This is a genomic window from Streptomyces sp. NBC_00016 (assembly GCF_045040885.1).
Classification (GTDB): domain Bacteria; phylum Actinomycetota; class Actinomycetes; order Streptomycetales; family Streptomycetaceae; genus Streptomyces; species Streptomyces coriariae.
Genome location: NZ_CP108304.1, coordinates 3,799,656 through 3,823,614 on the forward strand (window position 1 = coordinate 3,799,656; position 23,959 = coordinate 3,823,614).

General features: G+C 70.5%; 26 protein-coding genes. 4 read left to right on the forward strand and 22 right to left on the reverse strand.

The features are described from left to right. Positions 1-99 precede the first annotated feature (99 nt). Genes OG933_RS16630 through OG933_RS16640 form a run of 3 tightly spaced genes read left to right on the forward strand, consistent with a single transcriptional unit; the run spans position 100 to position 3,646 of the window. Positions 100-624, forward strand: coding sequence for a PadR family transcriptional regulator (locus OG933_RS16630; RefSeq protein ID WP_020128023.1), 525 nt, complete (start codon positions 100-102; stop codon positions 622-624). Further along, positions 621-1,310, forward strand: coding sequence for an ABC transporter ATP-binding protein (locus OG933_RS16635; RefSeq protein ID WP_327184877.1), 690 nt, complete (start codon positions 621-623; stop codon positions 1,308-1,310). Before OG933_RS16630 ends, OG933_RS16635 begins: the two co-directional genes overlap by 4 nt. Further along, on the forward strand, positions 1,307-3,646 hold the full coding sequence (locus tag OG933_RS16640) for an FtsX-like permease family protein (protein WP_362517153.1): 2,340 nt from the start codon (positions 1,307-1,309) through the stop codon (positions 3,644-3,646). The genes OG933_RS16635 and OG933_RS16640 overlap by 4 nt, the downstream gene beginning before the upstream one ends. 79 nt (positions 3,647-3,725) lie before the next feature. On the opposite strand, the gene OG933_RS16645 is transcribed toward OG933_RS16640, so the two are convergent. From OG933_RS16645 to OG933_RS16690, 10 genes are all read right to left on the reverse strand, one after another. Next, entirely contained in the window at positions 3,726-4,154 is a 429-nt protein-coding gene (locus OG933_RS16645) for a hypothetical protein (RefSeq protein WP_028806553.1), read from the reverse strand. A gap of 4 nt (positions 4,155-4,158) precedes the next feature. Continuing rightward, complete coding sequence (locus tag OG933_RS16650) at positions 4,159-4,563, reverse strand: roadblock/LC7 domain-containing protein (protein WP_200839787.1); 405 nt, start codon at positions 4,561-4,563, stop codon at positions 4,159-4,161. 112 nt (positions 4,564-4,675) lie between these two features. Next, the gene (locus OG933_RS16655; protein ID WP_362517156.1) at positions 4,676-5,566 is read right to left on the reverse strand and encodes a MarR family transcriptional regulator; all 891 of its coding nucleotides are present in this window, start codon (positions 5,564-5,566) and stop codon (positions 4,676-4,678) included. Between the two features lie 189 nt (positions 5,567-5,755). Beyond that, a complete protein-coding gene (locus OG933_RS16660) occupies positions 5,756-7,147 on the reverse strand; it encodes an AI-2E family transporter (protein WP_362517159.1) in 1,392 nt (463 codons plus the stop codon). Positions 7,148-7,289: 142 nt separating this feature from the next. Beyond that, positions 7,290-8,009, reverse strand: coding sequence for a transglycosylase SLT domain-containing protein (locus OG933_RS16665; RefSeq protein WP_142265982.1), 720 nt, complete (start codon positions 8,007-8,009; stop codon positions 7,290-7,292). 58 nt (positions 8,010-8,067) lie between these two features. Then, complete coding sequence (locus OG933_RS16670) at positions 8,068-8,742, reverse strand: transglycosylase SLT domain-containing protein (protein WP_020128031.1); 675 nt, start codon at positions 8,740-8,742, stop codon at positions 8,068-8,070. Positions 8,743-9,163: 421 nt separating this feature from the next. Next, positions 9,164-10,489: a PhoH family protein gene (locus OG933_RS16675; protein WP_028806556.1), complete on the reverse strand. Its 1,326-nt coding sequence runs from the start codon at positions 10,487-10,489 to the stop codon at positions 9,164-9,166. 337 nt (positions 10,490-10,826) lie between these two features. Further along, the gene (locus OG933_RS16680; protein ID WP_362517164.1) at positions 10,827-11,600 is read right to left on the reverse strand and encodes an isoprenyl transferase; all 774 of its coding nucleotides are present in this window, start codon (positions 11,598-11,600) and stop codon (positions 10,827-10,829) included. 638 nt (positions 11,601-12,238) lie between these two features. Then, the gene (locus OG933_RS16685) at positions 12,239-13,054 is read right to left on the reverse strand and encodes a class I SAM-dependent methyltransferase (RefSeq protein ID WP_405627650.1); all 816 of its coding nucleotides are present in this window, start codon (positions 13,052-13,054) and stop codon (positions 12,239-12,241) included. Positions 13,055-13,107: 53 nt separating this feature from the next. Next, on the reverse strand, positions 13,108-13,668 hold the full coding sequence (locus OG933_RS16690; RefSeq protein WP_405627652.1) for a dihydrofolate reductase family protein: 561 nt from the start codon (positions 13,666-13,668) through the stop codon (positions 13,108-13,110). A gap of 90 nt (positions 13,669-13,758) precedes the next feature. Here OG933_RS16690 and OG933_RS16695 point away from each other — a divergent pair, with 90 nt between their 5' ends. After that, on the forward strand, positions 13,759-14,172 hold the full coding sequence (locus OG933_RS16695; RefSeq protein WP_405627653.1) for a DUF192 domain-containing protein: 414 nt from the start codon (positions 13,759-13,761) through the stop codon (positions 14,170-14,172). On the opposite strand, the gene OG933_RS16700 is transcribed toward OG933_RS16695, so the two are convergent. From OG933_RS16700 to OG933_RS16755, 12 genes are all read right to left on the reverse strand, one after another. Then, positions 14,147-14,764 (reverse strand): OmpA family protein, encoded by a 618-nt coding sequence (locus OG933_RS16700; protein ID WP_020128037.1) that lies wholly within the window; start codon positions 14,762-14,764, stop codon positions 14,147-14,149. The two genes, OG933_RS16695 and OG933_RS16700, sit on opposite strands and share 26 nt — an antisense overlap. An 8-nt stretch (positions 14,765-14,772) precedes the next feature. Beyond that, a complete protein-coding gene (locus OG933_RS16705; RefSeq protein ID WP_405627655.1) occupies positions 14,773-15,354 on the reverse strand; it encodes a hypothetical protein in 582 nt (193 codons plus the stop codon). Positions 15,355-15,388: 34 nt separating this feature from the next. Continuing rightward, on the reverse strand, positions 15,389-16,048 hold the full coding sequence (locus tag OG933_RS16710) for a pilus assembly protein TadG-related protein (protein ID WP_405633413.1): 660 nt from the start codon (positions 16,046-16,048) through the stop codon (positions 15,389-15,391). After that, complete coding sequence (locus OG933_RS16715) at positions 16,045-16,281, reverse strand: Flp family type IVb pilin (protein WP_020128040.1); 237 nt, start codon at positions 16,279-16,281, stop codon at positions 16,045-16,047. The genes OG933_RS16710 and OG933_RS16715 overlap by 4 nt, the downstream gene beginning before the upstream one ends. 120 nt (positions 16,282-16,401) lie before the next feature. Further along, entirely contained in the window at positions 16,402-17,193 is a 792-nt protein-coding gene (locus OG933_RS16720; protein WP_405627656.1) for a response regulator, read from the reverse strand. Beyond that, positions 17,193-18,674: a sensor histidine kinase gene (locus OG933_RS16725; RefSeq protein WP_405627658.1), complete on the reverse strand. Its 1,482-nt coding sequence runs from the start codon at positions 18,672-18,674 to the stop codon at positions 17,193-17,195. Before OG933_RS16725 ends, OG933_RS16720 begins: the two co-directional genes overlap by 1 nt. A gap of 9 nt (positions 18,675-18,683) precedes the next feature. Then, positions 18,684-19,571, reverse strand: coding sequence for a DUF5936 domain-containing protein (locus OG933_RS16730; RefSeq protein WP_405627659.1), 888 nt, complete (start codon positions 19,569-19,571; stop codon positions 18,684-18,686). A 19-nt stretch (positions 19,572-19,590) separates the two neighbouring features. Next, positions 19,591-20,535 carry a type II secretion system F family protein gene (locus tag OG933_RS16735; protein ID WP_405627660.1) on the reverse strand — a complete coding sequence of 315 codons (945 nt, stop codon included), beginning with the start codon at positions 20,533-20,535 and terminating at the stop codon, positions 19,591-19,593. Between the two features lie 5 nt (positions 20,536-20,540). Further along, complete coding sequence (locus OG933_RS16740; RefSeq protein WP_267018628.1) at positions 20,541-21,878, reverse strand: CpaF family protein; 1,338 nt, start codon at positions 21,876-21,878, stop codon at positions 20,541-20,543. A 16-nt stretch (positions 21,879-21,894) separates the two neighbouring features. Next, a complete protein-coding gene (locus tag OG933_RS16745; RefSeq protein ID WP_020128046.1) occupies positions 21,895-22,212 on the reverse strand; it encodes a TadE/TadG family type IV pilus assembly protein in 318 nt (105 codons plus the stop codon). Between the two features lie 91 nt (positions 22,213-22,303). Continuing rightward, positions 22,304-22,687, reverse strand: a complete 384-nt coding sequence (locus tag OG933_RS16750; protein ID WP_351758461.1) for a TadE family protein — start codon at positions 22,685-22,687, stop codon at positions 22,304-22,306. A gap of 5 nt (positions 22,688-22,692) precedes the next feature. Continuing rightward, positions 22,693-23,949, reverse strand: a complete 1,257-nt coding sequence (locus OG933_RS16755; protein ID WP_020128048.1) for an AAA family ATPase — start codon at positions 23,947-23,949, stop codon at positions 22,693-22,695. Between the last annotated feature and the right edge of the window lie 10 nt (positions 23,950-23,959).

Below are 23,959 nucleotides of genomic sequence, written 5' to 3' on the forward strand. Positions count from 1 at the left end.
AGTGACAATCGGCTCTCACCTGCGCACTCCCACTCCCTGCCGCCACCTGCACACAGGACGTATACACACCGGGTATACACCGCATGTACAGTCCTCCCCATGTCCATCGGTCACACCCTCCTGGGACTCCTGGAGTCCGGGCCCCGCCACGGTTACGACCTCAAGCGGGCCTTCGACGAGAAGTTCGGTCACGACCGGCCGCTGCACTACGGCCAGGTCTACTCGACGATGTCGCGTCTGCTGAAGCACGGGCTCGTCGAGGTCGACGGCATCGAGGCCGGCGGCGGTCCCGAGCGCAAGCGGTACGCGATCACCGACGCCGGGATCACCGACGTCGAGCAGTGGCTCGCGACGCCCGAGAAGCCCGAGCCGTACCTCCAGTCGACGCTGTACACCAAGGTCGTCCTCGCGCTGCTGACCCACCGCGACGCGGCCGACATCCTCGACACCCAGCGTGCCGAGCACCTGCGCAGCATGCGCATCCTCACGGACCGCAAGCGCTCCGGCGACTTCGCCGACCAGCTGATCTGTGACCACGCCCTGTTCCACCTCGAGGCCGACCTGCGCTGGCTGGAACTCGCCGCCGCCCGGCTCGACAAGCTGAAGGCCGCGGTGATCGCGTGAACGCCCCCGGGGGATCCCTGCTCGCCGCCGAGAACCTGCACAAGGCGTACGGGCCGACGATGGCGCTGGCCGGCGCCGAGTTCTCCATCCACCCCGGCGAGGTCGTCGCGGTGATGGGCCCGTCCGGGTCCGGCAAGTCGACGCTGCTGCACTGCCTGGCCGGGATAGTCACGCCCGACTCGGGTTCGATCATGTACGACGGTCGCGAGCTCGCGACGATGAGCGACGCCCGGCGCAGCGAACTGCGCCGCTCCGAGTTCGGCTTCGTGTTCCAGTTCGGGCAGCTCGTGCCGGAACTCACCTGCGTGGAGAACGTGGCACTGCCGCTCCGGCTGAACGGCACCCCGCGCAAGCAGGCCGAGCGCACCGCACTGGGCTGGATGGAGCGGCTGGAGGTCGACGACCTCGCCAAGAAGCGCCCCGGTGAGGTCTCCGGCGGACAGGGGCAGCGGGTGGCCGTGGCGCGCTCGCTCGTCACCAGCCCGCGCGTGGTGTTCGCCGACGAGCCGACCGGCGCGCTGGACTCGCTCAACGGCGAGCGCGTGATGGAACTGCTCACCGAGGCCGCCCGGTCGGCCAGCACGGCCGTCGTCCTCGTCACGCACGAGGCCCGGGTGGCCGCGTACTCCGACCGCGAGATCGTCGTACGGGACGGGAAGTCGCGGGACATGGAGCGGGTCGTATGAACATGCGTCAGTGGTCGAGGGACCTGGGCCTGGGGGTCCGGTTCGCCTTCGCCGGCGGCCGGGAGGGCTGGATACGGGCCGTGCTGACCGCGGTCGGCGTCGGGCTCGGTGTGGCGGTCCTGCTGCTGACGACAGCGGTGCCGAGCGCCATGGGGGTACGCCACGACCGTGAACAGGCGCGGCTGGACTGGCCGTTCGGCAGCGAGCAGCCGGCCAAGGGTGACGACACCCTGCTGATCGCGCAGGCCGACACGACGTTCCGTGACAAGGACGTACGCGGTCGGCTGGTGGAGCCGGAAGGGCCGAAGGCTCCGCTGCCGCCCGGCCTGAGCGGGTTCCCGGCCGAGGGCGACATGGTGGTCTCGCCCGCGCTGAAGAAGCTGCTTGCCGCCGACGGTTCGGCGCTGCTGCGGGAACGGCTCCCGTACCGCGTCGTCGGGACCATCGGGGAGAGCGGACTGATCGGCTCCCAGGAACTCGCCTACTACTCGGGCACCACCGAGCTCGCCTCCCACATGGAGGGCTACGGGGCGACCCGGTTGAACGAGTTCGGGAACCCGAACCCCTCGAAGGAGGAAACCGACCCGGTACTGCTCCTGCTGATCCTCGTCGTCATCGTGGTGCTGCTGATGCCGGTGGCGGTGTTCATCGCCGCGGCCGTGCGGTTCGGCGGTGAGCGGCGGGACCGCAGGCTCGCGGCCCTCCGGCTGATCGGTTCGGACGGCCGCATGACCCGGCGTATCGCGGCCGGCGAGGCGATGGCCGGGGCGCTGCTGGGCCTGGTCCTCGGCACGGTGTTCTTCCTGATCGGCCGCCAGGTGGCGGGTTCGGTGGAGGTGATGGGCATCAGCGTCTGGCCCAGCTATCTCGACCCCTCCCCCGCGCTGGCCGCGCTGGTCGCCCTCGCGGTGCCGGCGGCGGCGGTCCTGGTCACCCTCTTCGCGCTGCGCGGTGTGGTGATCGAGCCGCTCGGCGTGGTGCGCACGGCGAAGCCCGCACGGCGTCGGCTGTGGTGGCGGCTGCTGCTGCCCCTGGGCGGCTTCGCGATGCTCTACCCGATGGTCGGGCAGGGCCAGACCAACGGCGACTTCAACCAGTACCTGGTGAGCGGCGGTGTCATCCTGATCCTCGTCGGCATCACCGCACTGCTGCCGTGGCTCGTGGAGACGGTCGTCGGCCGGCTCGGCTCCGGTGGCGTGGCCTGGCAACTGGCCGTACGAAGGCTGCAGTTGAGCAGCGGTACGGCGGCCCGGATGGTCAACGGCATCGCGGTGGCGGTGGCCGGTGCGATCGCGCTCCAGATGCTGTTCGCCGGCGTGGACGGCGCCTACACCGAGGCCACCGGCCAGGACCTCACCCGGGCACAGATGCAGGTCCGGGTGCCGGACGGCGCTCCGCTGGCCGCGACCGCCCAGAAGTTCGCCGACACCAAGGCCGTCAGCAAGGTCACGGCCCTGTGGGAGGGCTACCTGGGCGACTCCTCCTGGAACAGCGAGAACGGCCCGAACCTCTCCACCGAGCTGACCGTGGGTGCCTGTCCGGCGCTGCGCGAGGTGGCGAAGCTGCCCTCGTGCAAGGACGGCGACATGTTCGTCCTCGACGGCGACGAGTACTCCGCCGACGGGCCGCAGATGAACAAGCCCGGCAAGAAGCTGTACATCGAACCGTCCAGCTCCGGGGAGAGCCAGGACGTCGTCTGGACCGTCCCCGCGGGCATCACCGAGGCCCACTCGGTCAAGGGCCTCACCGACTACAAGCGCGGCGGCTTCCTGATGACACCGGGCGCGCTGCCCGCGGCCGCCGAGAAGCTGGCCACCGGTGAGATCTACCTGTCGATCGACGAGTCCGTGCCCGACGCCTACGAGTACGCCCGCAACACGGCGTTCCACGTGGCTCCGCTGGCCGACCCGATGATGTGGTCGTCCACCCGGCAGGACACGAAGTTCACCACCATCCGCACCGGTCTGCTCGTCGGCTCCGCCTGTGTGCTGCTGCTGATCGGGGCGAGCCTGCTGGTCTCCCAGCTGGAGCAGCTGCGCGAGCGCCGCAAGCTGCTGTCGTCGCTGGTCGCCTTCGGCACCCGGCGGCGGACGCTGGGCCTGTCGGTGCTGTGGCAGACGGCGATCCCGATCGGCCTGGGTCTGCTGCTGGCCATGGGGGTGGGGATCACGCTGGGCGCGATCCTGCTGAAGATGACGGACACGCCGGTGGGTGTCGACTGGGCGAGTGTGCTGTCGATGACCGGCTGCGGGGCGGCCGTCGTCCTGCTGGTGACGCTGCTGAGCCTGCCCCCGCTGCTCAAACTGCTGCGGCCGGACGGCCTGCGCACCGAATGAGCGCGGTGGGCACGGTGAGCGCGGTGCGCACGCGATGAACAGACGGTCCCTCCCCGCCCGGGGAGGGACCGTTCCGCGTTCAGAGCTGGTACTCCCGCACCACCCTGCGCACCTGGGCGAACAGCATGCCGACGTTGACCGACTTGCGGCAGACGACCACCGCGACGACGTCCTGCTGCTCGGTCATCCGCACGAACAGGTGAGTGAGGTTCTCACTGTTCACGAGGATCTCCTGGAAGAAGTGGTTCTCGCTCTGGACCCCGCGCCGCTCCTTGAAGACGTCCTCGATCATCACGACCGTACGGCCCTGGAACAGGTCGAGCGTCGCACCCGCCAGCAGGTCCAGGACCTCGGGCGGATGGTTGTCGACGGTCTCGTAGGAGAGCAGCATTCCGGTGGACATGTCGACGACGCCGGAGGCGACGCAGTCGGGGGCATCCGTGCGCAGTGACTTGACCAGGCCCATGACCTGGTCGGAGAAACCTGGGGTCATACGTTTCGTCGCCATCCCTTCAGACTCCTTCGGCGGTCTTCACGGTCGTCCCGGTCCGGTCGGTCAGGATCAGATCGATGCGGCGCAGGGCGGGTTGGGTCGCCCGGTGCAGACGCTCCACGTCCATGCCCTCGTCGCCGAGCACGACCATCAGCGCGGTGTCGCCGACCGCGTAGAACGCGGCGCAGCCGTGGCTGCCGTAGGCCACCGTGCGGTGCAGGGCGCCACGGGCGGTCGCCTGCGCGGTGCGGCGGGCGAGGCCGAGGCCGGCCGCGGCGAGGGCGGCGAGTCCCTCCGGGTCGATGGTGTCGGCGGTGTCGGCGGCTATGAGCAGTCCGTCCGCCGCCGCCAGCGCCGTGTCGGTGATACCGGTCACCTGCTCCCGCAGGCCGCGCATCTCCCGCGCGAGGGCTGTGTGGTCCATGAATGCAACTCCCCTAATTCTGATCGCATATGACCGTCTTCTTCGTGGGGGTCTACGTGGGGGCTTACGTGTTTTCTGCGTCGGGTTTCTGCTTGTTTCCGCCGCGGGGCCGCTATTTCGCCGTGGGGTTCCGCAGGCGGAAGAACTCCTTCCAGCCGGTGCCATTCCGTTCCGTCGTGAGGGCTTCGTTGATGCCGCTGGCGCCGGGACGACGGCGCGGCAGGGCCGTCGCCTCCGGCACCGCCACCGGCGGCTGCCGGGGTGGAGCCGGTTCGCGGGGGCGTATGCCGTGCCCGTCGGGCGGCAGCCGGACCGGGATCGGCCGGGGTGCTTCCACGCACTCCAGGAGCCCCTCGCCCAGCATCCGGGCCACCTCGACGGTCACGGTGTAGACCCCGCGCCCGGTACGGAAGGCAAGGTCCCGGGAGGTGCACCGGCCGTCGGCGTGGGCCAGCAGCTCGCGCTGGAGCACACCCAGCCGGCCGGCCGCGTAGGACAGGGAGGCGGGCACCGGCCGCTCCCGGTCCGGGCGCACGGGGTACGGCTGCTCCAGGAGCGCACCGAGCTTGCGGGACGCCACCTGGAGCAGCCGGGTGGGCGGTTCGCCCACGACGACCGGGGCGGGCGCCGCCCCGGTCGCCGGGCCGCGCTCGCAGCCGTCGACGCTGCCCGCGACGACCGCGAACACGGCGTCCTGGAGAGCCATCGCGCAGACCACCCGGAGCTGGGCGGCCCCCGCGTAGCCGTGGGCGATCAGCCCGGCGGCCGGCCAGCGCGCGCCGCCCGACTCACGCACCAGCCCGGCCCACTCCTCGCCGCCGATCCGGCCGGAGCGCAGCAGCAGCGCCTCGGGTGCGGGCGCGCCCGGCGACTCGACCGCGACGACCAGCCCGCCGTGCAGATGGAAGATGCCGCCGGGCGAGCCGAGAACGCGCAGTTCCCCGGTGAAGCCGTCCCGGCCGCACGCGGCAAGGTCGCGTGCCAGCAGCTGGTAGCCCGACATCACTCCCCTTGGACCTCTCGCACATACGCCTGACGCGTAGCGCTGAGGAGGGAATGTGTATCAGTCCGTACGCATATTCCAGCGAGGGATTTCCGACCTGCCCTCAGCTGACGGAAGTTGCTCCGTCGGGGGACTCAATTCGCTTTGTTCGGAGTCCATTTGACCGATTGAAAGACCGCGGCCGTTCCCTCAGGGAGCCTTGTCCGCGGGCGTCCCGGGCGTCTCGGGACCCGCGGGGACCGCCGAAGGAGCCGCCGGGGAGGCCGTCGGGGCCGCCACCGGTGCCACCCCCGCCGCTGTCGCGCCCCTCGGCCGTGGTGCGTGCCGCAGGGCCTGTTCGCGGGAGTAGGTGTGCAGGTAGCCCACCACCGTGTTGGTGACGGCCACCAGGGGCACCGCCACGATGGCGCCGCCGATGCCCGCCACCATGCCGCCCGCGGCGACCGACAGGACCACCGCCAGCGGGTGGACGCGTACCGCGCGGCCGAGGATGAACGGCTGCAGGATGTGGCCCTCGATCTGCTGCACGGCCAGCACGACGGCCAGGGTCATCACCGCGGTGAACACGCCCTGGGTGACCAGCGCGACCACCACCGCCAGCGCGCCGGAGGCGACCGCACCGACGAGCGGGATGAAGGAGAACAGGAAGATGAAGACGGCGAGCGGGACGGCCATCGGCACATCGAGGAAGTAGATGCCGAGGCCGATGAAGATCGCGTCGATCAACGCGACTATCACCGTGCCGCGCACATACGCCGTGAGCGTCGCCCAGGCCCGCGGGCCCGCGCCCGCCACGCCCGGCCGGGCCGCGGCCGGCACCAGCTTGAGCGTCCACTCCCAGATGCGCTTGCCGTCGTACAGCAGGAAGAGAGTCGAGAAGAAGGCCAGGAGGATGCCGGTCAGCGCCTCGACGACGACGGTGACGCCCTCCAGGCCCGCCGAGGTGATCGAGTCCGTGTTGTCCCCGATGGCGTCCCGCAGGTTCTTGGCGATGCCGTTGATCTGCTTGTCGGTGACGTGGAAGGGGCTGTTGAGCAGCCAGCGGCGCAGATCGTCGATGCCGTCCTGGACCTGGTCGGAGAGGTTGTCGATGTTCGCCATGACCTGCCAGGTCACGAACCAGCCCATCAGCCCGATGACGACGAACCCGAGGATCGCCGTCAGCGCGGTGGCCGCACCGCCGGGCACTCCGGCCCGCTTCAGCCGGGCCACGGTGGGCTGGAGGAGCGCGGTCAGGAGCAGCGCGACCACGAAGGACATGACGACCAGCTGGATCGCGCTGATGGCCTTCATCAGCACCCAGACGGTCCCGGCGAGCACCAGCAGCCGCCAGCCCGCCTCGGCGGCGACCCGGACCCCCCACGGCACGGCCTGGGCGGGGTCGGGACGCGGGGCGGCGGGCACGACCTCATCCGGGTAGGCCTCGGCGGCCGGTACGGCGGTGTCGGGCGGTGTCGGCTCCGCGTCGGCGGCGCTCTCCCGCCTCTCCCGCTCGACCTCGGCACGCCGTTCGTCGAGCCGCTCACCCATCTCGCTCAGTCCGGCACCGAGCCTGCCGAGCCATCCTGGAACTCGCGACATGATCCGTCCTCTTCCCCCGTCTTCCCCCACCACTCCCCCTGGAGTCGTCGGCCCCGGCCGTACCGACCGTACAGGGCGAAAGCCCCTCCCCCTAGGACGGGGAGGGGCTGCGCGGGGTTGAGCGGCCGAGGGCGGCCGCGGCTCAGTACGAGCCGTTGGCCAGCCAGTAGTCCCAGGCGTCGCAGGGACTGCCGTAGCGGTCGTTCATGTAGTTCAGGCCCCACTTGATCTGGGTGGCCGGGTTGGTCCGCCAGTCGGCGCCGGCGGACGACATCTTCGAGCCGGGATAGGCCTGGACGAGACCGTAGGCGCCCGACGAGGGGTTGACCGCCTGGTAGTTCCAGGTGGACTCGTGGTCCACGATGTTGCTGAAGCACTGGAACTGGCCGCTGGGCACCATCTGGCGGGCGATGGCCTGGACCTCGGCGACGGTGTACGAGGCCTGCTGCGGGAAGCTGCCGGCCGACGAGGTCGAGGCGACCTCGGTGGTGGCCTTGGTCTTCGCGGCCTCGGCCGCCTTGTCCTTGGCTTCCTGGGCGGCCTTCGCCTTGGCCAGGGCCGCCTTCTGCTTTGCCACGGCGTCCTTGGCCGCCTGCTTACGGGCGGACTCCTCCGCCGTCTTCTTGGCGGTGGTGTCCGCGGCGATGGCCTGGACGTCGGCCTGCTGTGTCAGCGAGGCCGTCTGTACCTGGGCCTGCTGCCCTACGGGTAAGTCCGAGAGGAGCGTCGATTCGCCCGCCGTCGCCTCGGCGTCGTCGCCTGGCTGGGCCACGCTGCCCTGGGCTACTCCCATGACAGCGCCGACAGTGGTGACCGCGGTGGCCGAGGCCACGGCGAATCCCCGGGCCGATATCCGGCTCACGCGGTTTCCTTCTGTTGTGCCGTCGGGTGGAGAACTGCACGACCAGGGCCGCGTGGACTCAGTACCAGTGGTTGGCCTGCCAGAACGACCACGCCTCACAGGGGCTGCCGTACCGGCTGTCCATGTAGTTCAGGCCCCACTTGATCTGGGTGGCCGGGTTGGTCTGCCAGTCGGAGCCGGCGGACGCGTACTTGCCGGCGGGCAGGGCCTGGAAGAGTCCGTAGGCGCCGGAGGAGGCGTTCACGGCGTGGTAGTTCCAGCTGGACTCGTGGTCCACGATGTTGCTGAAGCACTGGAACTGGCCGCTGGGCACCATCTGGGCCGCCATCGCCTGGATCTGCGCGATGGAGTAGGAGCTCTGGATCGGGAAGTCGCCCGCGCTGCGGCTGGCCTTGGCCTTGGCCTCCGCGCGGTCCTTGGCAGCCTTTTCGGCGGCCTCCTTCTTCGCGATCGCCGACTTGGCGGCGGCCTTGCGGGCCGACTCCTCGGCGTCCTTCTTCGCGCCCTCGTCCGCGGCGATGGCCTGTACGTTGGCCTGCTGCGTGAGGGACGCCGTCTGCACCTGGGCCTGCTGGCCCACGGGTATGTCGGCGAGGAGCGTCGCGTCGCTGGCCGTCGCTTCAGCGTCGTTGGGCTGCGCGACGCTGCCCGAGGCAACGCCGACGACGCTTCCGACAGCGGTGACCGCCGTGGCCGAGGCCACTGCGAATCCCCGGACCGAGATCCGGCTCACACGGTTTTCCTTCCGGCATCGCCCGCTTCGGTGACCCTGGCGGACGCAATCGTGCCCTTGTCGCTGGTCTCCGAACTGCGGGGTCACAGGAGACACGGGCCCGGTGGGCAACTCCCGGTGAGGAAGTGCCACATGGTGCACGGGCGGCATACGACGGTCGGTATGGAGTTGAAGGTGATGCTCAAGCGGTGCCGTACTACTGGGGGCACAGATGTGTCGCATGCGGGGCCTGACAGGACTGAGACTTTGCCGTAACCGGACTGTGCAAGGCAATTCCGAGTTGCGTGTGAAAGCTCACACCCGTGGGGACCCTGGGGATTTCGCGAAACCCCCACATACGCCGGCGCCGCCCGACTAGGCTCACAGCCTTTGTCGGACGGCGCCAACCACCGCTTTTCCCCGGTCAATTGGGGCGGGTCATTCAGATCTGCCCATCCTCCAGCATTTCGGTCACAAGTGCTGCGATCTGGGACCTCTCGGACCTGTTCAGCGTGACGTGCGCGAAGAGCGGATGGCCCTTCAGTTTCTCGACGACGGCGACCACGCCGTCATAACGCCCGACCCGCAGATTGTCCCTTTGCGCCACATCGTGGGTCAGAACCACCCGCGAATTCGCGCCGATACGGGACAGAACGGTGAGAAGTACGTTCCGTTCGAGCGACTGCGCCTCGTCGACGATCACGAAGGCGTCGTGGAGGGAGCGGCCCCGGATGTGGGTCAGGGGCAGGACCTCCAGCATCCCTCGCGCGGTGACCTCCTCGATGACCTCGCGGCTGGTGACCGCGGACAGCGTGTCGAAGACCGCCTGCGCCCAGGGGCCCATCTTGTCGGCCTCGGAACCGGGCAGATAGCCCAGTTCCTGTCCGCCCACCGCGTACAGCGGCCGGAAGACCATCACCTTCTGGTGCTGGCGGCGCTCCAGGACCGCCTCCAGACCCGCGCAGAGCGCGAGCGCGGACTTGCCGGTGCCGGCCCGGCCGCCCATGGACAGGATCCCGACGTCCGGGTCGAGCAGCAGATCGAGCGCGATGCGCTGCTCGGCGCTGCGGCCCTTGATGCCGAAGGCCTCACGGTCACCGCGCACGAGCCGGACGTTGCCGTCGGCGGTGACCCGGCCCAGGGCCTTGCCCCGCTCCGACTGGATGGTCAGGCCGGTGTGCACGGGAAGGTCGGCGACCTCGGGCACGTGGATGTGCCCCTCCTCGAAGAGGATGTCCACCTGCTCACCGGACAGGGTCAGTTCGGACATTCCGGTCCAGCCGGAGGAGCCCGTGATCGCGAGCTCCGCGCGGTACTCCTCCGCGAGGAGGCCGACCGACGACGCCTTGATCCTGAGCGGGAGGTCCTTCGACACGACCGTGACGTCGAAACCCTCGGCCTGGAGATTGCGGGCCACCGCGAGGATGCGAGAGTCGTTGTCACCCAGGCGGTAGCCGGAAGGCAGCACGCTGGGGTCCGAGTGGTTGAGCTCGACACGGACGGTGCCGCCGAGTTCCCCGATCGGGATGGGGGCGTCGAGGCGACCGAACTTCACCCGGTAGTCGTCCAGCAGGCGCAGCGCCTGCCGGGCGAAGTAGCCGAGCTCCGGATGGTGCCGCTTGGCCTCCAGTTCCGTGACCACGACGATGGGGAGCACTACCTCGTGCTCGTCGAAGCGGGTCAGGGCGTTCGGGTCGGCCAGCAGAACGCTGGTGTCGAGAACATAGGTGCGCCGGTCTGGCATACGGCGCTTTGTGCTGGTCACCACGGAAGGACGTACCCCCTCGGATGAGGTCGGGGAGCGACGGAGTGGAGCTGGACCGGTTTCCGGCCGCTTCGCACGGGCCGAGAACCGGCCCCCCGCTGCTTCTTCCGTGCCGTGACCGCACGGTCGGGCTGGTGCAAAAGGGCCTCCCGGGCGGACGGCCCCGTGCCGCCCGCTGAGATCCGACACCCGTGGTTCGGGCGTCGACCTGCTTGCCTTATGCCCTCGAACATGCGCCGCCATGCCACGGCATATGACGGCGCGCCGGTGAACTCCTCGTTACTTCCGCCCCAAACGGGGTACACGGGACGCCCTCGAAGGGCGTCCGCCGACTTGTGCCTCAGCCGCCGTAACGGCGGTGACGGGCCGCGTAGTCGCGCAGGGCCCGCAGGAAGTCGACCTTGCGGAAGGCCGGCCAGAAGACCTCGCAGAAGTAGTACTCCGCATGGGCCGTCTGCCACAGCATGAATCCGGACAACCGCTGCTCGCCGCTGGTTCGGATCACCAGGTCGGGGTCGGGCTGGGCGCCGGTGTAGAGGTGGCGGCTGATCAGGTCGACGCTGACGGAGTCGGCGAGGTCCTCCATCGAGGTCCCCCGGTCCGCCGCGTCCACGATCATCGAGCGCACGGCGTCGGCGATCTCCTGGCGACCGCCGTAGCCGATGGCGACGTTGACCAGTATCCCGTCGACGTGGGCGGTGGACTCCTCGGCGACCTTCAACGCGGTCTGCACGTCGGAGGGGAGGATGTCGGGGGTGCCGACGTGGTGCACGCGCCAGCGGCCGTCGGCGGCGAGGGTGCGGACGACGTCCTCGATGATGCCGAGGAGCGGGACGAGTTCGTCGTCGGGGCGGTCGAGGTTGTCCGTCGACAGCAGCCAGAGGGTGACGACCTCGACGTCCGTCTCGGTGCACCAGCCGAGGAACTCCTCGATCTTCTCCGCACCGGCGCGGTGACCGTGCACGGTGGTGGAACCCGAGGCCTTCGCCCAGCGTCGGTTGCCGTCCATGATGACGCCGATGTGCTTCGGCACCTGAGCGTGGTCCAGGTGACCTTCCACCCGGCGTGCGTACAGCCTGACCAGAAGGCCGCGCAGCTTGTCGCGCAGGTTCACGTGATTGTCAGCCCCTCCGAACGGTGCGGTCCCCGCGGGGCGCAGCCTACCCCCGCGGGGCTTGGACCATTGACGGGGGTGGGAGGCGCCGCCCCCGCCCGAGCGACTGTGCCGGGGCAAAAAAACGGGCCGGTCCGTGGGGGGGAGACGGACCGGCCCGAGGGGGGGTTTCCACCATAACCCTTCGTAAGTGATGCTGCGTGCATCGGCGCGCCACAACTACTCTCCGGAGTCGCGCGGCGACGCGCCGGTGGTCGCGGAATGTGTGGTTCATGGGTGGCGCATGGCCGGAACGCAACGGATTCCCAGGGGAATGGGCACTATTGCCAGGGAAAGCTGAGGTTTTGGAGCAGCTTGAGGCTCCGTCGACCCGAAGCCCGTCCGTCCCCCCGACGGGCTACCCCGGCCGTGAACGCCCGCTTGACGCGGGCGTCACCGCGCAGCCCCCTCCACTGCGCGGTGACGTCCACGCAGCTTTGCGCACGCGAATTGCCCGAAGGAGAACTTACGCGAGGTCGACAGGGGACATGAACCGATCGCGATAACGATGTGGAAACTCTGTGGAGGCAGGATCCCGAGCGCGGGAGGCGCCGGTCGGGGCAAGACCGGTCGAAGGACGGATCCTGGCCAGTCCCGCGCTAAGGGCGGCGGGCCTCGAAGAGGTGGCGGGTGCTGTGCGCCACGAAGGGACCCTCGGCCGTCATCTGCTCGTGCAGGGCGCGGAGTCGGGGCCGGTAGGCCTCCACCGTGAAGCCGGGGACCATCCACACCACCTTGCGCAGGAAGTGGACCACGGCGGCGATGTCGTGGAACTCGACACGCAGCCGCTCCGTCCGCAGCCCGACGACCTCCAGCCCCGCCGCCTCCGCCCCGGCGCGCTCGCGCTCGGGATGCCGGGCGCCGCTCACCTCCTCCGGCTGCGGCCCGAGGAAGTACTCGACGAGCTCGAAGACGCTGCGCGGGCCGACGTGCTGGGCGAAGTACGTGCCGCCGGGCCGGAGCACGCGGGCGATCTCTTCCCAGAGAGGCCGCACCGGATGCCTGCTGGCGACCAGGTCGAAGGTGGCGTCCGCGAAGGGCAGCGGGGCGTCCTGCGGGGACGCGACGACCGCGATGCCACGCGGGCCCAGCAGGGTGGTGGCCTTGGCGACGTTCGCCGGCCAGCCCTCGGTGGCGACGGTGAGCACGGGGGCCTTGGGGGCTGCCCGGCCGAGCGCGAAGTCCAGGACCTCCCCTCCCCCGGTCTGCACGTCGAGCGCGGCACTCGCGCCCGCCAGCCGTCCGGCCAGCGACATCGCATACCCCCAGGAGGGCCGCGCCTCGGTGGCCCGTCCCTCGAACCAGGAGAAGTCCCACCCCTCGGTGGGGACGGCGGCCCCTTCGGCGAGCAGTGCCTCGAAGGCGGGGTCCGCGTGGTCGCTGTCGTCACCGATGTCCCGGCCCTTGTCGTCCATACGGGGATGGTGGCAGAGGGGTCGCCGGGGTGCCGCCGATTTACGACGGCCCGTCACGCGTAGCGCAGCAGCACGACCCCGTTGCCGAAGGCGTGGGGCTCGGCGAGGCGGAGCACGGTCGGGATGCTCGCGTCGAGGTGCGGGAACAGGGGTTTGCCCCGGCCGACGAGGACCGGGTGGACGTAGACGCGAAGCTCGTCGACGAGGTCGTGGCGCAGGAACTCGGCGACCAGGTCGGCGCCGCTGAGCCCCAGGTCGCCGTCCATCTGCTCCTTGAGCAGATGGACCTCCTCGGGGACGACGTCCCGGACGATCGTGGTGTTCCAGTCGGCGTGTGCCAGCGTCCGCGAGTACACGATCTTCGGTTTCTCGCGCCAGGTCGCGGCGAACTCGGCCATCGTGGCGGGGGTGTCCGGGTCGGCGTCCGCGGTCGGCCAGTAGTCGGCCATGAGCTCGTACGTGGTCCGGCCGCTGAGCAGGGCGCCCAGCTCTCCGATCATGTCGTTGAAGTGCTGGTGCAGTTCGTCGTCGACCTGGTGCCAGGAGATGTCGCGGTCCGGGCCCTCGATGTACCCGTCGAGGGACATCCCCATGATCAGGACGATCTTCCCCATACGACGGTCCCCTCTTCGTGTTCCGGCTCGCTACGGTGCGAAGGATCCAGAGGGTCCAGAGGGTAGCGACACGGCCGAGGGGAGACGGGGATGGCGCGCTGGCGGGACGGGTGGGGGGAACTCGTGGTGGGGAGCCACGTGGACGGAGGCGACGGCGGGGGCGGCGGGGACGGGGGCGGGCTTCGGGTGCCCCTGGAGATCGCCGCCTCCTACCGGGCCCGTACCCGGGGGTTGCTCGGGCGGGACTCGGTGGACGGGGCGATGCTGCTGTCGCCCGCCGGCAGCGTGCACACCTTTCGTATGCGCATGCCGATCGACGTCGCGTACCTGGACCGGCGGCTCCGCGTCATCGCCGTACGCACCATGCGGCCGGGGCGGCTGGGCCTGCCCCGGCTGCGGTCCCGGCATGTGCTGGAGGCGGCGGCCGGGGCGATGGAGGGGTGGGGGCTGCGGGTGGGGGTGCGGGTGGAGGTGAGGGTCAGCTCGCCGTACGCGGGAACGTGACCTCCACCCGGCGGTTCTTCTTGCGGCCGGCCTCGGTGGAGTTGTCGGAGATGGGGTACTGCTCGCCGTAGCCGCGCACCTCGAAGGTGATGCCCGGGTCGTTGAGGTCTCCCGCGAGTTCCGCCTGGACGGCGTCCGCCCGCTGCTTCGACAGGACGTCGCCGTGAGCGGAGGAGCCCAGGTTGTCCGTGAAACCGAAGACCCGGACCACGGTGGTGTTGTTCTGCTTCTTGATCTCCGCGGCGATCGTGGCGATACGGGACTTCGCCTCCGTGCCGAGTTTGGCGCTGTCCTTGCCGAAGAGGACCTCGGCCTGGAGCGCGAACGTCACGTCCGCGTTGGTGTCCTCCCGGCGCTCGTCACCCGACTCGTCCTCGACGACCTGCTTGATGTCGAGCACCTTGGGCTCGGCGAGGGTGCCGCCCTCGGGGAGCTTGAGGTCGGGGTCGTTGGGGTCGACCTCCACGGGCGCGGTGGCGGTGGGCTCGGTACCGGGGGGAACGCTGGGGGTGGTGTCGGCTTCGGCGGCGGGCGCCATCCCGACCATCACGAGGGTGGCCGCGGCCACCGCCAGAGTGAGACGTGGGGTCATGATCGGCCTCACCCGGAGATCTTGATGACCCCGCTGGGGAACAGCGGGAGTTGGAAGGAGACGTCCGTCGAGCTCGCGGGGGGCGCGGGGAACTGGAGGAAGACGTCGATGGACTCCCCGGCCTTGATCGTCGAGAAGCCTGTGGTGGTGAGGGGACGGCCCTCGGTGTCACGGAGGACGTAGTAACGCTTCTTGCTCTTGGAGTCGACGAGGGTCGCGCCGCCCAGTGACAGTCCGTTGTTCATGATCTCGGTCTCGTTGCCGCTCAGAGCGGACGGGATCACCGCTTCGGCACCGCTGTCGTTCTTCAGGGCGCCGTTCACGGTGACGAAGCCGCCCGAATCACGCACGGCGGACGTGATCTGGAGCAGAAGCCCGCTCGGACCCTTCAGCTCGGCGATCGGGTCCTCCGACTGCCCCTCCTGCGGATTCGGCTGCGATCCCCCGGTCGGTGAGGCGGAGGACGAGCTCTGCGGCTTCTTGTCGTCGTCGCCGCCGCTGCCGCAGGCGGCCGAGCCGACTGCCAGCCCGGTCACGACCGCGAGCGCGACCATCCCCCTGCGGGCCTTCGCAGTGAACCGCATGCTCATCACTCCGCTTCTTTCTGCACTCGTCGATCGCACGTCAGTCGGTGGCCAGGTGGACTTCGAAGAGGTCCTCGGGACCGGGCAGATCGGTGGGATCGTCCGGGTCCAGCTCCCAGTTCCCACCCTTGCAGGTGAGCGTCGGCAGCACGTCGTCCTCGGCATCCTCGCCCGGCGGTTCACCCGACGGTTCGCCAGACGGCTCGACCGGCGGCTCGGACGGTGGCGCGGAGGGCAGTTCGAACGTGCACAGCGACTCGATCACTGCCGTGGCCGAGGCGTGTGCCCTCGTGGTACTCGTGATGGGGATTACGGAGTCCCCTGCCGGCTTGTTCGCCTGCACCCTGACCGTGGTCCGGAAGCCGTCTTCGCAGTCGTCCACACTGGCGTCGTTCTGCGCCGCGAGCTCATAGGCGCGCCAGCACGAGGGCTTCAGTCCCACATCGCCGTCGAAGATCCTCTGCCACTGCGTGGGGTCGAGGACGGCCAGCTTCCACAGATCGGCGAGCTCGTCCCTGGCCTCCTGCGCCGCCGCCAGCGCCGCCGCGTCGGCGGCCGTCTGCGCTCCGTTGCGGTTCACCGCCGCCTGGCCGACCGCGAAGTAGGCGAACGCGAGAAAGAGCAGGCCCGCCACCACCACGATGTAGATGGGGAAGACCTGCCCTGCGTCGCCGTACGTGCGCCTCGAGAGTCGTGTCAGGGGGCCACCTTGGTGATCTGGGCCCTCAGCTTGTCGACGATCGTCTGGCCCAGGTTGGTGTTGGCGATCAGGACCACGATCGCCACCACCACCGCGATGATGCCCAGGTACTCGACGGCGGTCTGTCCCTTGTCGTTGTCGGCGCGGCGCCGTACGGCCCGCACCGTCGTGTTCGTCCAGCCGCTCACCCGGACCCTGGCCGCGACGGCGGTCTTCAGCAGCAGGTCGCTCATGGCGTTCCTCTCCATCGGTGGCGTGACCGGCAACGTACGACCGTGTGTCCACCTGGGAGAAGGGTCTCTGGGCCCAATCCCGGGCCCAGTCGGAGGGCAGAAGTAAGGTCCGGCGGAGTCTCATGAGGTCACCGCCGTGCCCAGCCACTTGGCCGCGGCCTCGGAGCGGCTGCTGCTGTGCAGCTTGGCGAAGATGCGGTTGATGTGGTTCTTGACCGTCTTCTCGCTGATGAAGCAGGTGGCGGCGATCTGCTGGTTGTTCATGCCCGACGCGATGAGGTCCATGATCTCCGCCTCCCTCGCGCTGAGTTGGAACCCCGCCCTGAATACCGAGGACGACTGTCTCACGATTGGTTGCAACTGCGAAAGCGCTTCCGTGGAAGTCGCGGAAAATAGGGGAGATAGGTCCGCTTTGGCGTGTGCAGTCGCATCGTCTCGCAGGTGTGCCAGTACCGCTGTCGCCGCCGTCGGGGTGAAGTGGGCGCGGCCCCGGGTGACGTCCCGCACCGCCGACAGCAACTCCTCCACGGTGAACTCCCCGTGGACGAGGTAGCCCCCGGCTCCCCCGCGCAGGGCTTCCTGGACGATCTCGGCCTCGTGGCTGTACGTCAGCATCACGACCCGGGCGATCCGCACCAGGTGCGGAAGGGCCGAGAGTCCGTCCACCCCGGGCATGCGGACGTCCAGGAGGACCACGTCGGGGCGGTGCAGGCGGGCCGCCTCGTAGGCCTCGCGGCCGTCCGCCGCCTGCGCGACGACCGTGATGTCCTCCCGGCCGGAGAGCAGAGCGGTCAGGCCCGCGCGGACCACCGGGTTGTCGTCGGCCACGACCACGCGCACGGGGCAGGGCCTGGGCGGTGGCGGGAAGAGCGGGTGCTCGGCGCCGGGGCGGTGGGGCGGTCGGTCCGGCATCAGACGACCTCCTCTGTGAGCGCGGCCAGCGGGAGTTCCAGGCGCACCTCGGTGCCCCGGGAGTCGTGGCCGTGGCCGATGCGGATGCGGGCGCCGACGGAAGCGGCCCGCTCGGTCATGCCGACCAGGCCGAAGTGGCCGGTGCGGCGCAGCTGTTCGAGGGTGGCGCCGGGCGGGAGGCCACGGCCGTCGTCGCGGACGCTCAGGGTGAGAAGCTCGCCGTTCACGGCCGCTCGCACCTCCACGTGGGTCGGGGCCGCGTGGCGGTGGGCGTTCTCCATGGCCTCCGAGGTGATCGTGAGGAGCTGTCGGGCCACCGCGGGCGGGACGGGGAGCGTCGCGCGGTCGCCGGAGGCGTGGTAGCTGACCGGCAGGCCCGTCCGGTCCCCGAACACGTCCGCGTGGGCCGCCAGTTCGGGCAGGAGGTCGACGTCCTGCGCCGGGTCCGACTCCCGGCGGAGGTCGGTGAGGAGCTCCCGGGACTCGGCGGCGGCGCGGCGCGCGGCGCGGGCGACCAGCTCGGCGTGCTGCCGCACGATGACCGGGTCCATGCCCGGCGAGCCCGCCGAATGGGCCAGGGCGTCCGCGGCGAGGGCCACCCCGTGCAGCGTCTTGGCCACGGAGTCGTGCATCTCCCGGGCCAGTCGGGCGCGTTCGGCGGCGACCGCCTCGGTGCCGGCCAGGCGCGCCTTGACCGCGGTCAGGGCCTGGGTGGCCGCGCCGAAGCGGAGCATCAGGTGGCGCAGCGACGAGCCCATCGCACCGGTGATGACGCAGAGGCCCGGCAGCAGCAGTCTCTCGGCGAGTCCGACGCCGGGCTCTTGCACGAGGGTCGCGTGGACCAGCAGCAGGATCAGCGACTGGAGGGACGCGAAACAGGCGGCGCCCCGCCAGCCGTAGACGATGCCGGCCAGCAGCGGGGTACAGACGCTGACGTAGGCGAGCGTGGTGTCCGGCCCCGCCGAGATCAGCAGCAGGGTGCCGAACAGGGTGTCCACGGCCAGCAGCGAGGGGTGGCGCAGGAGGAGGGGGCCGAAGCGCTCCCAGTCGCGGAACAGGACGTAGGACCCCATGAAGGTGACGACCACGGCCGCGCCCACCAGGCGGGTGCCCAGGCCCGGGGCGGCGTTGAGGAGGGCCGCGGGCGCGGCGACCGCGATCATGGCCAGCCGGAACCCGAACACCTGCCGGCACATCGCCTGGAGCGCGTTGACCTGAAGAGGAACGCCCTCCAGTATCGGCACCTCGGCTCTCGGCACCTCGGCCGTCGGTACCTCGGTTTTCGGTACCTCGGCCGTCGGTACCTGGGCATTCGGCACCCCGGTGCCGGTGCCGGTGCCGGTGCCGGTCGGCATGGTGTCCGCCGGTGCCGGGCCGGCCTCCCGCTCCGGGCGGCGGCGCCCCAGCACTCCGCCGCGCGCCCGCGCCCTCGCCCGCGCCCTCACCGTCACGCTCGTCGTCGCCGTCGTCATGGCCGTCATCCCGTCCGCCTACTCGCCCGTGATCGAGGTGAAGTCCGTACCGGAGCCGAGCAGCATCCCCGCGCCGAGGAGGAGCATCGTCGCCGGGACCATGAACGTGGTGATCATCAAAGTGGCCTTGGGGACCGCGCGGGCCGCCTTGCGGCGGGCGTTCTGCGCGTCCGTGCGGCGCATGTCCTTGGCGATCGAGACGAGCGTGTCGACGATCGGCGCGCCGAGTTCCTCGCCCTGCTGGAGCGCCGTGACGAACATGGCGACCTGCTCGGAGTCGTTGCGGCGGCGCAGTTCCTGGAAGGCCTCGCGGCGGCTCACGCCGAGATCCATCTGACGCAGCGTGATGCGGATCTCGTCCGCCCAGGGGCCCGCGTAGCGGGACGCCACCCGGTCGAGGGCCTGCCGGAAGCCGAGGCCCGCGCTCACCACCACGGCGAGGACGTCGAGGAAGTCCGGCAGGGTCCGCTCGATGGCGTCCTTGCGGACCCGGATCGCGGACCAGATGCCGACCTCGGACCAGAACGCGCCGAAGGCGAGCATGAGCAGCCCGACGAAGAAGCTGCCCTGGAGCAGCGCGGCGAACGCGCCGAGGGCGCCGATCGCTCCGTAGACGGCGCGCCGGGCGGCGTAGCGGTCGATGGTCAGGCCGCCCGGGTTTCCTGCGAGGTCTATCCTGCGCCGGTACCTGGTGACCTGCTTGGGGCCCATCAGCCGCAGGACGGCGGGGGCGTACCGCATGCCCATGCGGTCGACGAGCGAGCCGACGGCACCGGTGCGCGTCGAGCCGATCTCCAGGGCCAGCGCGAGGTCGCTGGGCAGCTTCACGTCGGCCCGGTACATGCGGATACCGGCGAACATGCCCCAGACGCTGAGGCCCACGGCGAGTGCGAGCAGAAGTTCCATCTCCTACGCCACCTCCTGCTCAGACGTCGATACGGGACATGCGGCGGATGAGGACGAAGCCGACCGCGTAGAGGCCGAACGCGATGATCACGCAGGCCTGGCCGACGGCCGAGCCCGTCATCCGGTCCAGCGTTCCGTCCTCGACGCTGTTCATGAGGAACAACGCCCCGACCCCCAGGGCGGGCACCGCGTAGGACGTCATGTTCACCTGCGACAGCTGGGTGCGGACCTCGCGCCGGGTCTCCTTGCGTTCCTCCAGCGTCTCCGTGAGGTTGCGCAAGGCGCCGACGACCTGGCCGCCGGCCCGGTTGGAGAGGACCAGGGTGGTGACGAGGACGACCAGTTCGCGGGAGGGGAGCCGGTCGGCGAGTTCACCCAGGGCGTCGTCCATGGAGTGTCCCACCGCCAACTGGTTGGCCACCTTGGCGAGTTCCTCGCCCGCCGGGGCCTCCAGTTCCTCGGCCGCCATGCCGATCGCGGTGCGCAGCGCCAGGCCCGCGTGGGTGGCGTTGGCCAGGATGCGGGCCAGTTCGGGAAGTTGGTTGATGAACTTCTCGATGCGTTTCTGGCGTTGCCAGTTGAGGAACTGCCAGGCCGCCCAGACGCCGAGGAGGCCGGCGATCGGGCCGAAGAAGGGGGCCAGGGTGGCCTGGCCGATCAGCCACAGGCCGGCCACCGTCGCCAGCATGTAGACGAAGAACTCGCCGGGGGTCACGTCCAGGCCGGTCGCCGCCAGTTTCAGCTCCAGCCTGCGGCCCGTGTTCGTACGGCGCAGTCGTCGGTCCAGGGTGCGGAAGCGGCGTCGGCGGCCGGTGCCGGGAAGCTGGCCGGTATAGGAGAGGCGCTCCACCAGCTCCGCCCGCTGAGCTCGGCCGCGTGCGTACGCGTGCAGGCCCGCGACGGCCAGGGCGCAGGTCAGAACGGTTCCGCCGGTGGTGAGGGTGATCAGGGTCTCGAGGTCCATCAGCGTTACCGGGCTTCCCTTGTCGTCAGTTCGTGTGCCGCGCGCGCCACCCCGAACGCCTGCGGGATCGGCTGGCTCGCCATGTACAGGCGGTCCGCGGTGCGGCGTGGGAGGGGGAAGTACTCGAAGGCGCCGTAGACGCGGCCGTCGGCGGCCATCGGCTGGGCGTTGAAGCGGGCGATCGTCGCCAGCCGGTACGGCTCTCCGCCGTGGCTGTCGAGCACGGCTATCTCGGTGATGCGGCGGGCGCCGTCGGCGAAGCGGGTGAGCTGGACGACGACGTCCACCGCGCTGTTGATCTGGTCGTGCAGCGCGATGAAGGGGATCTCGACGTCCGACATCGACGCGAGGGTCTGGAGGCGCATCAGGGCGTCCTCCGCGCTGTTGGCGTGGACCGTGGCCAGGGAGCCGTCGTGGCCGGTCGACATCGCCTGGAGCATGTCGAGCGACTCGCCGCCCCGGACCTCGCCGACCACGATCCGGTCCGGGCGCATCCGCAGGGAGTTGCGGACCAGGTCGCGGATGGTGATGCGGCCGTTGCCCTCGACGTTCGGGGGCCGGGACTCCAGGCGGATCACATGCGACTGCTGGAGCTGGAGTTCCGCCGAGTCCTCGATGGTGATGATGCGTTCGCCGTCCGGGATCAGGCCGGAGAGCGCGTTCAGCAACGTCGTCTTGCCGGTGCCCGTCGCGCCCGAGACGATCACGTTGAACTTGGCCTGCACGAGGCCCGCCAGCAGGTACAGCATCTGCTCGTCCAGCGAGCCGAAGCCGATCAGTTCGTGGAGGGTGAAGGACCGCGGGAAGCGGCGGATGGTGAGGGTGGGGCCGGTCAGCGACAGCGGGGGGATGATGACGTTGACCCGCTCGCCCGACGGCAGCCGCGCGTCGACCATCGGGTTCGTCTCGTCGACGCGGCGGTTGACGGTGGAGACGATGCGTTCGATCGTCTGCATCAGCTGGTCGTTCGACGCGAAGCGGATGGGGAGTTGTTCCACCCTGCCGCCCCGTTCGACGAAGATCGCGTCGGGGCCGTTCACCATGATCTCGGTGATCGACGCGTCCTCGAGGAGCGGCTCCAGGATGCCCAGGCCCAGTGCCTCGTCGACCACCCGGCGGATCAGCTGTGAGCGTTCCACCGTGGACAGGACGGGGCCCTCGCGGCTGATGATGTGTCCCAGGACCCGCTCCAGCCGCGCCCGGCGCTCGGCGGCGGCCAGCGAGCTCATCTCGGCGAGGTCGATCTCCTCCAGCAGCTTGGCGCGGTAGGAGGTCACCAGATGGCCGTCCTCGCCCCGGCCGCCGTTCTCCTCGGGGGAGGTGATGCGTGCCCGCAGGCTCATGTCGGATGCCCTTCCCTCAGTGGTCGACCGGCATCGTGGCCGTCTTGTGGGCCTGGCCGAAGTCCCCGATGCCGGGAATGACGGACGGGATGGTGACGGTGGAGGTGACCCGGACCTCGTCGCCCAGGCCGGCCGCGCTGCAGCTCACGTCCAGCCAACTGCTCACCGCCTGCGCGCAGTCGGCGCCGTAGTCCTCGTCGAGGGACGCGCTGCGGGCCCCGGTCCGGGCCGCGGTACCCGCCTGCTGTGCCGCGTACGCGATCAGGCCGAGCTGTACGGCACCGAGCGCGACCAGCAGCAGGAGAGGCAGGAACCCCAGGTACTCCAGGGCCACTTGGCCCCGGTCGCGGGAGCGTGCTCCTTCGCGGGGGCGTGCTCCTTCGCGTGCGCGTGCTCCTTCGCGTGATCGGCGTCCGTGGGCCATCTCAGTCGCCGTCCTCTTCCTCGACGGCGCCCGCGTGCCCGTGCACCGTGAACGGGAAGTCGATGGTGCCGGGGAACAGGACCGGGACCTTGAGGGAGACGTCCGCCGTGACATAGCCGCTGCCGCCGCAATCGACCACGGCGTTCCCCTTCCACGCGTCCCCGAGCTTGTCCAGGCCCGCCTGTTGGCATGCCGCGAGCCGCTCCCCCGGAGGGGCCGCCGTCCCCGCCCGCACCGCCTCGTCGGCAGCATTCCCCGCGAGCGTGAACGTGTACCCCACGAGGACGAACTGCCACACCACCACCAAGGTCACGATGATCAGCGGTGTCATGCCGAGGAACTCGATGGTGACCTGGCCCCGGTCGCGTGCCCTGTGTCCCCACATGCCGTTCACTCCCTCCGCCGCCGGAACCCGGCCGCGCCCCGGTCCCCGCCGCGCGCCCGGCCGCCCGCCCTGCGCACGAGGGCGGTCTCCGGCGCCTTGACCAGCCCCAGTTCCGCCGCGAGCGCCCACAGGGCCTGCCGGACGGTGCCCTTGCCGTCGAGGGCGTGCACCCGGCCGGCGTCGACCGCGGCCTGGAGTTCCCGGAAGTTGGCGGGGACCGTGGTCGCGGCGATCGCCGTGCCGGTGATCTTCTGGATGAGCGGGGGCTGGATCTCCGTGCTCCGGGTGTGGCGGTTGACGACGACGGTCGTCTCCTCGGCCTTGCGGATCTGGAGCCGGTCCCACATGCGGACGGTGCGTTTGGCGCCGCGGACGGCGACCACGTCGGGGGTGGTGACGAGCAGGGCCCGCTCGGCCAGTTCGACGGCGGCCGCGCCCGCGCCGCTCAGCTGGGCGCCGCAGTCGACGACGACGACCTCGTAGCGGGAGCGCAGGGCGCCGATGATCTGGCGGGCGGCGCGGTCGGTGACCTCCTCGCCGCGTTCGCCCTCGGCGGGGGCGAGGAGGAGGGCCACTCCGGTGTCGTGCCGGAAGACGGCCTCGGCGAGGATGCGGGGCGAGATGTCGGTGATGGCGGCCAGGTCGACGACCGAGCGGCGGAACTGGACGTCCAGGTAGGAGGCGACGTCACCGGACTGGAGGTCGAGGTCGACGAGGGCGGTGGGGCGGCCGGACGCCTGCGCGGCGAGGGCGAGCTGTACGGCCGTGAGGGTGGTGCCCACGCCGCCCTTGGCGCCGCTGACGGTGACGACGGTGCCGCCGACGCCGGTGAACACGTCGGCCCCGTGGCCGAGATGGCGCCGTACGCCGACCGACCACTGGGCGACGGCCTGGACGCGGTTGGCGAGGTCCTCGTAGCTCAGCGGGAGGGTGACCAGGCCGCGGGCGCCGGAGTCCATGGCGGCGGCGAACAGGCCGGGCCCCACGTCGGTGGTGACGAGGATGACGCCGACCGCGGGAAACCGCAGGGCGACCTCCCGGACCAGCTCCAGCGCCGGTACGGGGCCGATGCGTTCGTGGACGACGACGACCTCGGGCAGTTCGTCGACCGACTCGGCGGCGAGCCGGGCCAGGGTGTCCACGAGCTGGGTGGAGTCGGAGACCGGGGCGACCGGTTCGGCGTCCGGGAGCTGGCTGAGCAGGGTGGTGAGGGAACGGACCGCGTCCGCGTCGCCGACGGCCGGGAGGATCCTCGTGGGCATGGGCGGCGGC

Bases quoted from the DNA above. Each gene is read 5' to 3' on its own strand.
- OG933_RS16630 (WP_020128023.1), top strand. From the start codon at position 100: ATGTCCATCGGTCACACCCTCCTGGGACTCCTGGAGTCCGGGCCCCGC.
- OG933_RS16640 (WP_362517153.1), top strand. From the start codon at position 1,307: ATGAACATGCGTCAGTGGTCGAGGGACCTGGGCCTGGGGGTCCGGTTC.
- OG933_RS16645 (WP_028806553.1), bottom strand. From the start codon at position 4,154: ATGGCGACGAAACGTATGACCCCAGGTTTCTCCGACCAGGTCATGGGC.
- OG933_RS16650 (WP_200839787.1), bottom strand. From the start codon at position 4,563: ATGGACCACACAGCCCTCGCGCGGGAGATGCGCGGCCTGCGGGAGCAG.
- OG933_RS16655 (WP_362517156.1), bottom strand. From the start codon at position 5,566: ATGTCGGGCTACCAGCTGCTGGCACGCGACCTTGCCGCGTGCGGCCGG.
- OG933_RS16660 (WP_362517159.1), bottom strand. From the start codon at position 7,147: ATGTCGCGAGTTCCAGGATGGCTCGGCAGGCTCGGTGCCGGACTGAGC.
- OG933_RS16685 (WP_405627650.1), bottom strand. From the start codon at position 13,054: ATGGACGACAAGGGCCGGGACATCGGTGACGACAGCGACCACGCGGAC.
- OG933_RS16690 (WP_405627652.1), bottom strand. From the start codon at position 13,668: ATGGGGAAGATCGTCCTGATCATGGGGATGTCCCTCGACGGGTACATC.
- OG933_RS16695 (WP_405627653.1), top strand. From the start codon at position 13,759: ATGGCGCGCTGGCGGGACGGGTGGGGGGAACTCGTGGTGGGGAGCCAC.
- OG933_RS16700 (WP_020128037.1), bottom strand. From the start codon at position 14,764: ATGACCCCACGTCTCACTCTGGCGGTGGCCGCGGCCACCCTCGTGATG.
- OG933_RS16705 (WP_405627655.1), bottom strand. From the start codon at position 15,354: ATGAGCATGCGGTTCACTGCGAAGGCCCGCAGGGGGATGGTCGCGCTC.
- OG933_RS16715 (WP_020128040.1), bottom strand. From the start codon at position 16,281: ATGAGCGACCTGCTGCTGAAGACCGCCGTCGCGGCCAGGGTCCGGGTG.
- OG933_RS16720 (WP_405627656.1), bottom strand. From the start codon at position 17,193: ATGCCGGACCGACCGCCCCACCGCCCCGGCGCCGAGCACCCGCTCTTC.
- OG933_RS16725 (WP_405627658.1), bottom strand. From the start codon at position 18,674: ATGACGGCCATGACGACGGCGACGACGAGCGTGACGGTGAGGGCGCGG.
- OG933_RS16730 (WP_405627659.1), bottom strand. From the start codon at position 19,571: ATGGAACTTCTGCTCGCACTCGCCGTGGGCCTCAGCGTCTGGGGCATG.
- OG933_RS16735 (WP_405627660.1), bottom strand. From the start codon at position 20,535: ATGGACCTCGAGACCCTGATCACCCTCACCACCGGCGGAACCGTTCTG.
- OG933_RS16740 (WP_267018628.1), bottom strand. From the start codon at position 21,878: ATGAGCCTGCGGGCACGCATCACCTCCCCCGAGGAGAACGGCGGCCGG.
- OG933_RS16750 (WP_351758461.1), bottom strand. From the start codon at position 22,687: ATGTGGGGACACAGGGCACGCGACCGGGGCCAGGTCACCATCGAGTTC.
- OG933_RS16755 (WP_020128048.1), bottom strand. From the start codon at position 23,949: ATGCCCACGAGGATCCTCCCGGCCGTCGGCGACGCGGACGCGGTCCGT.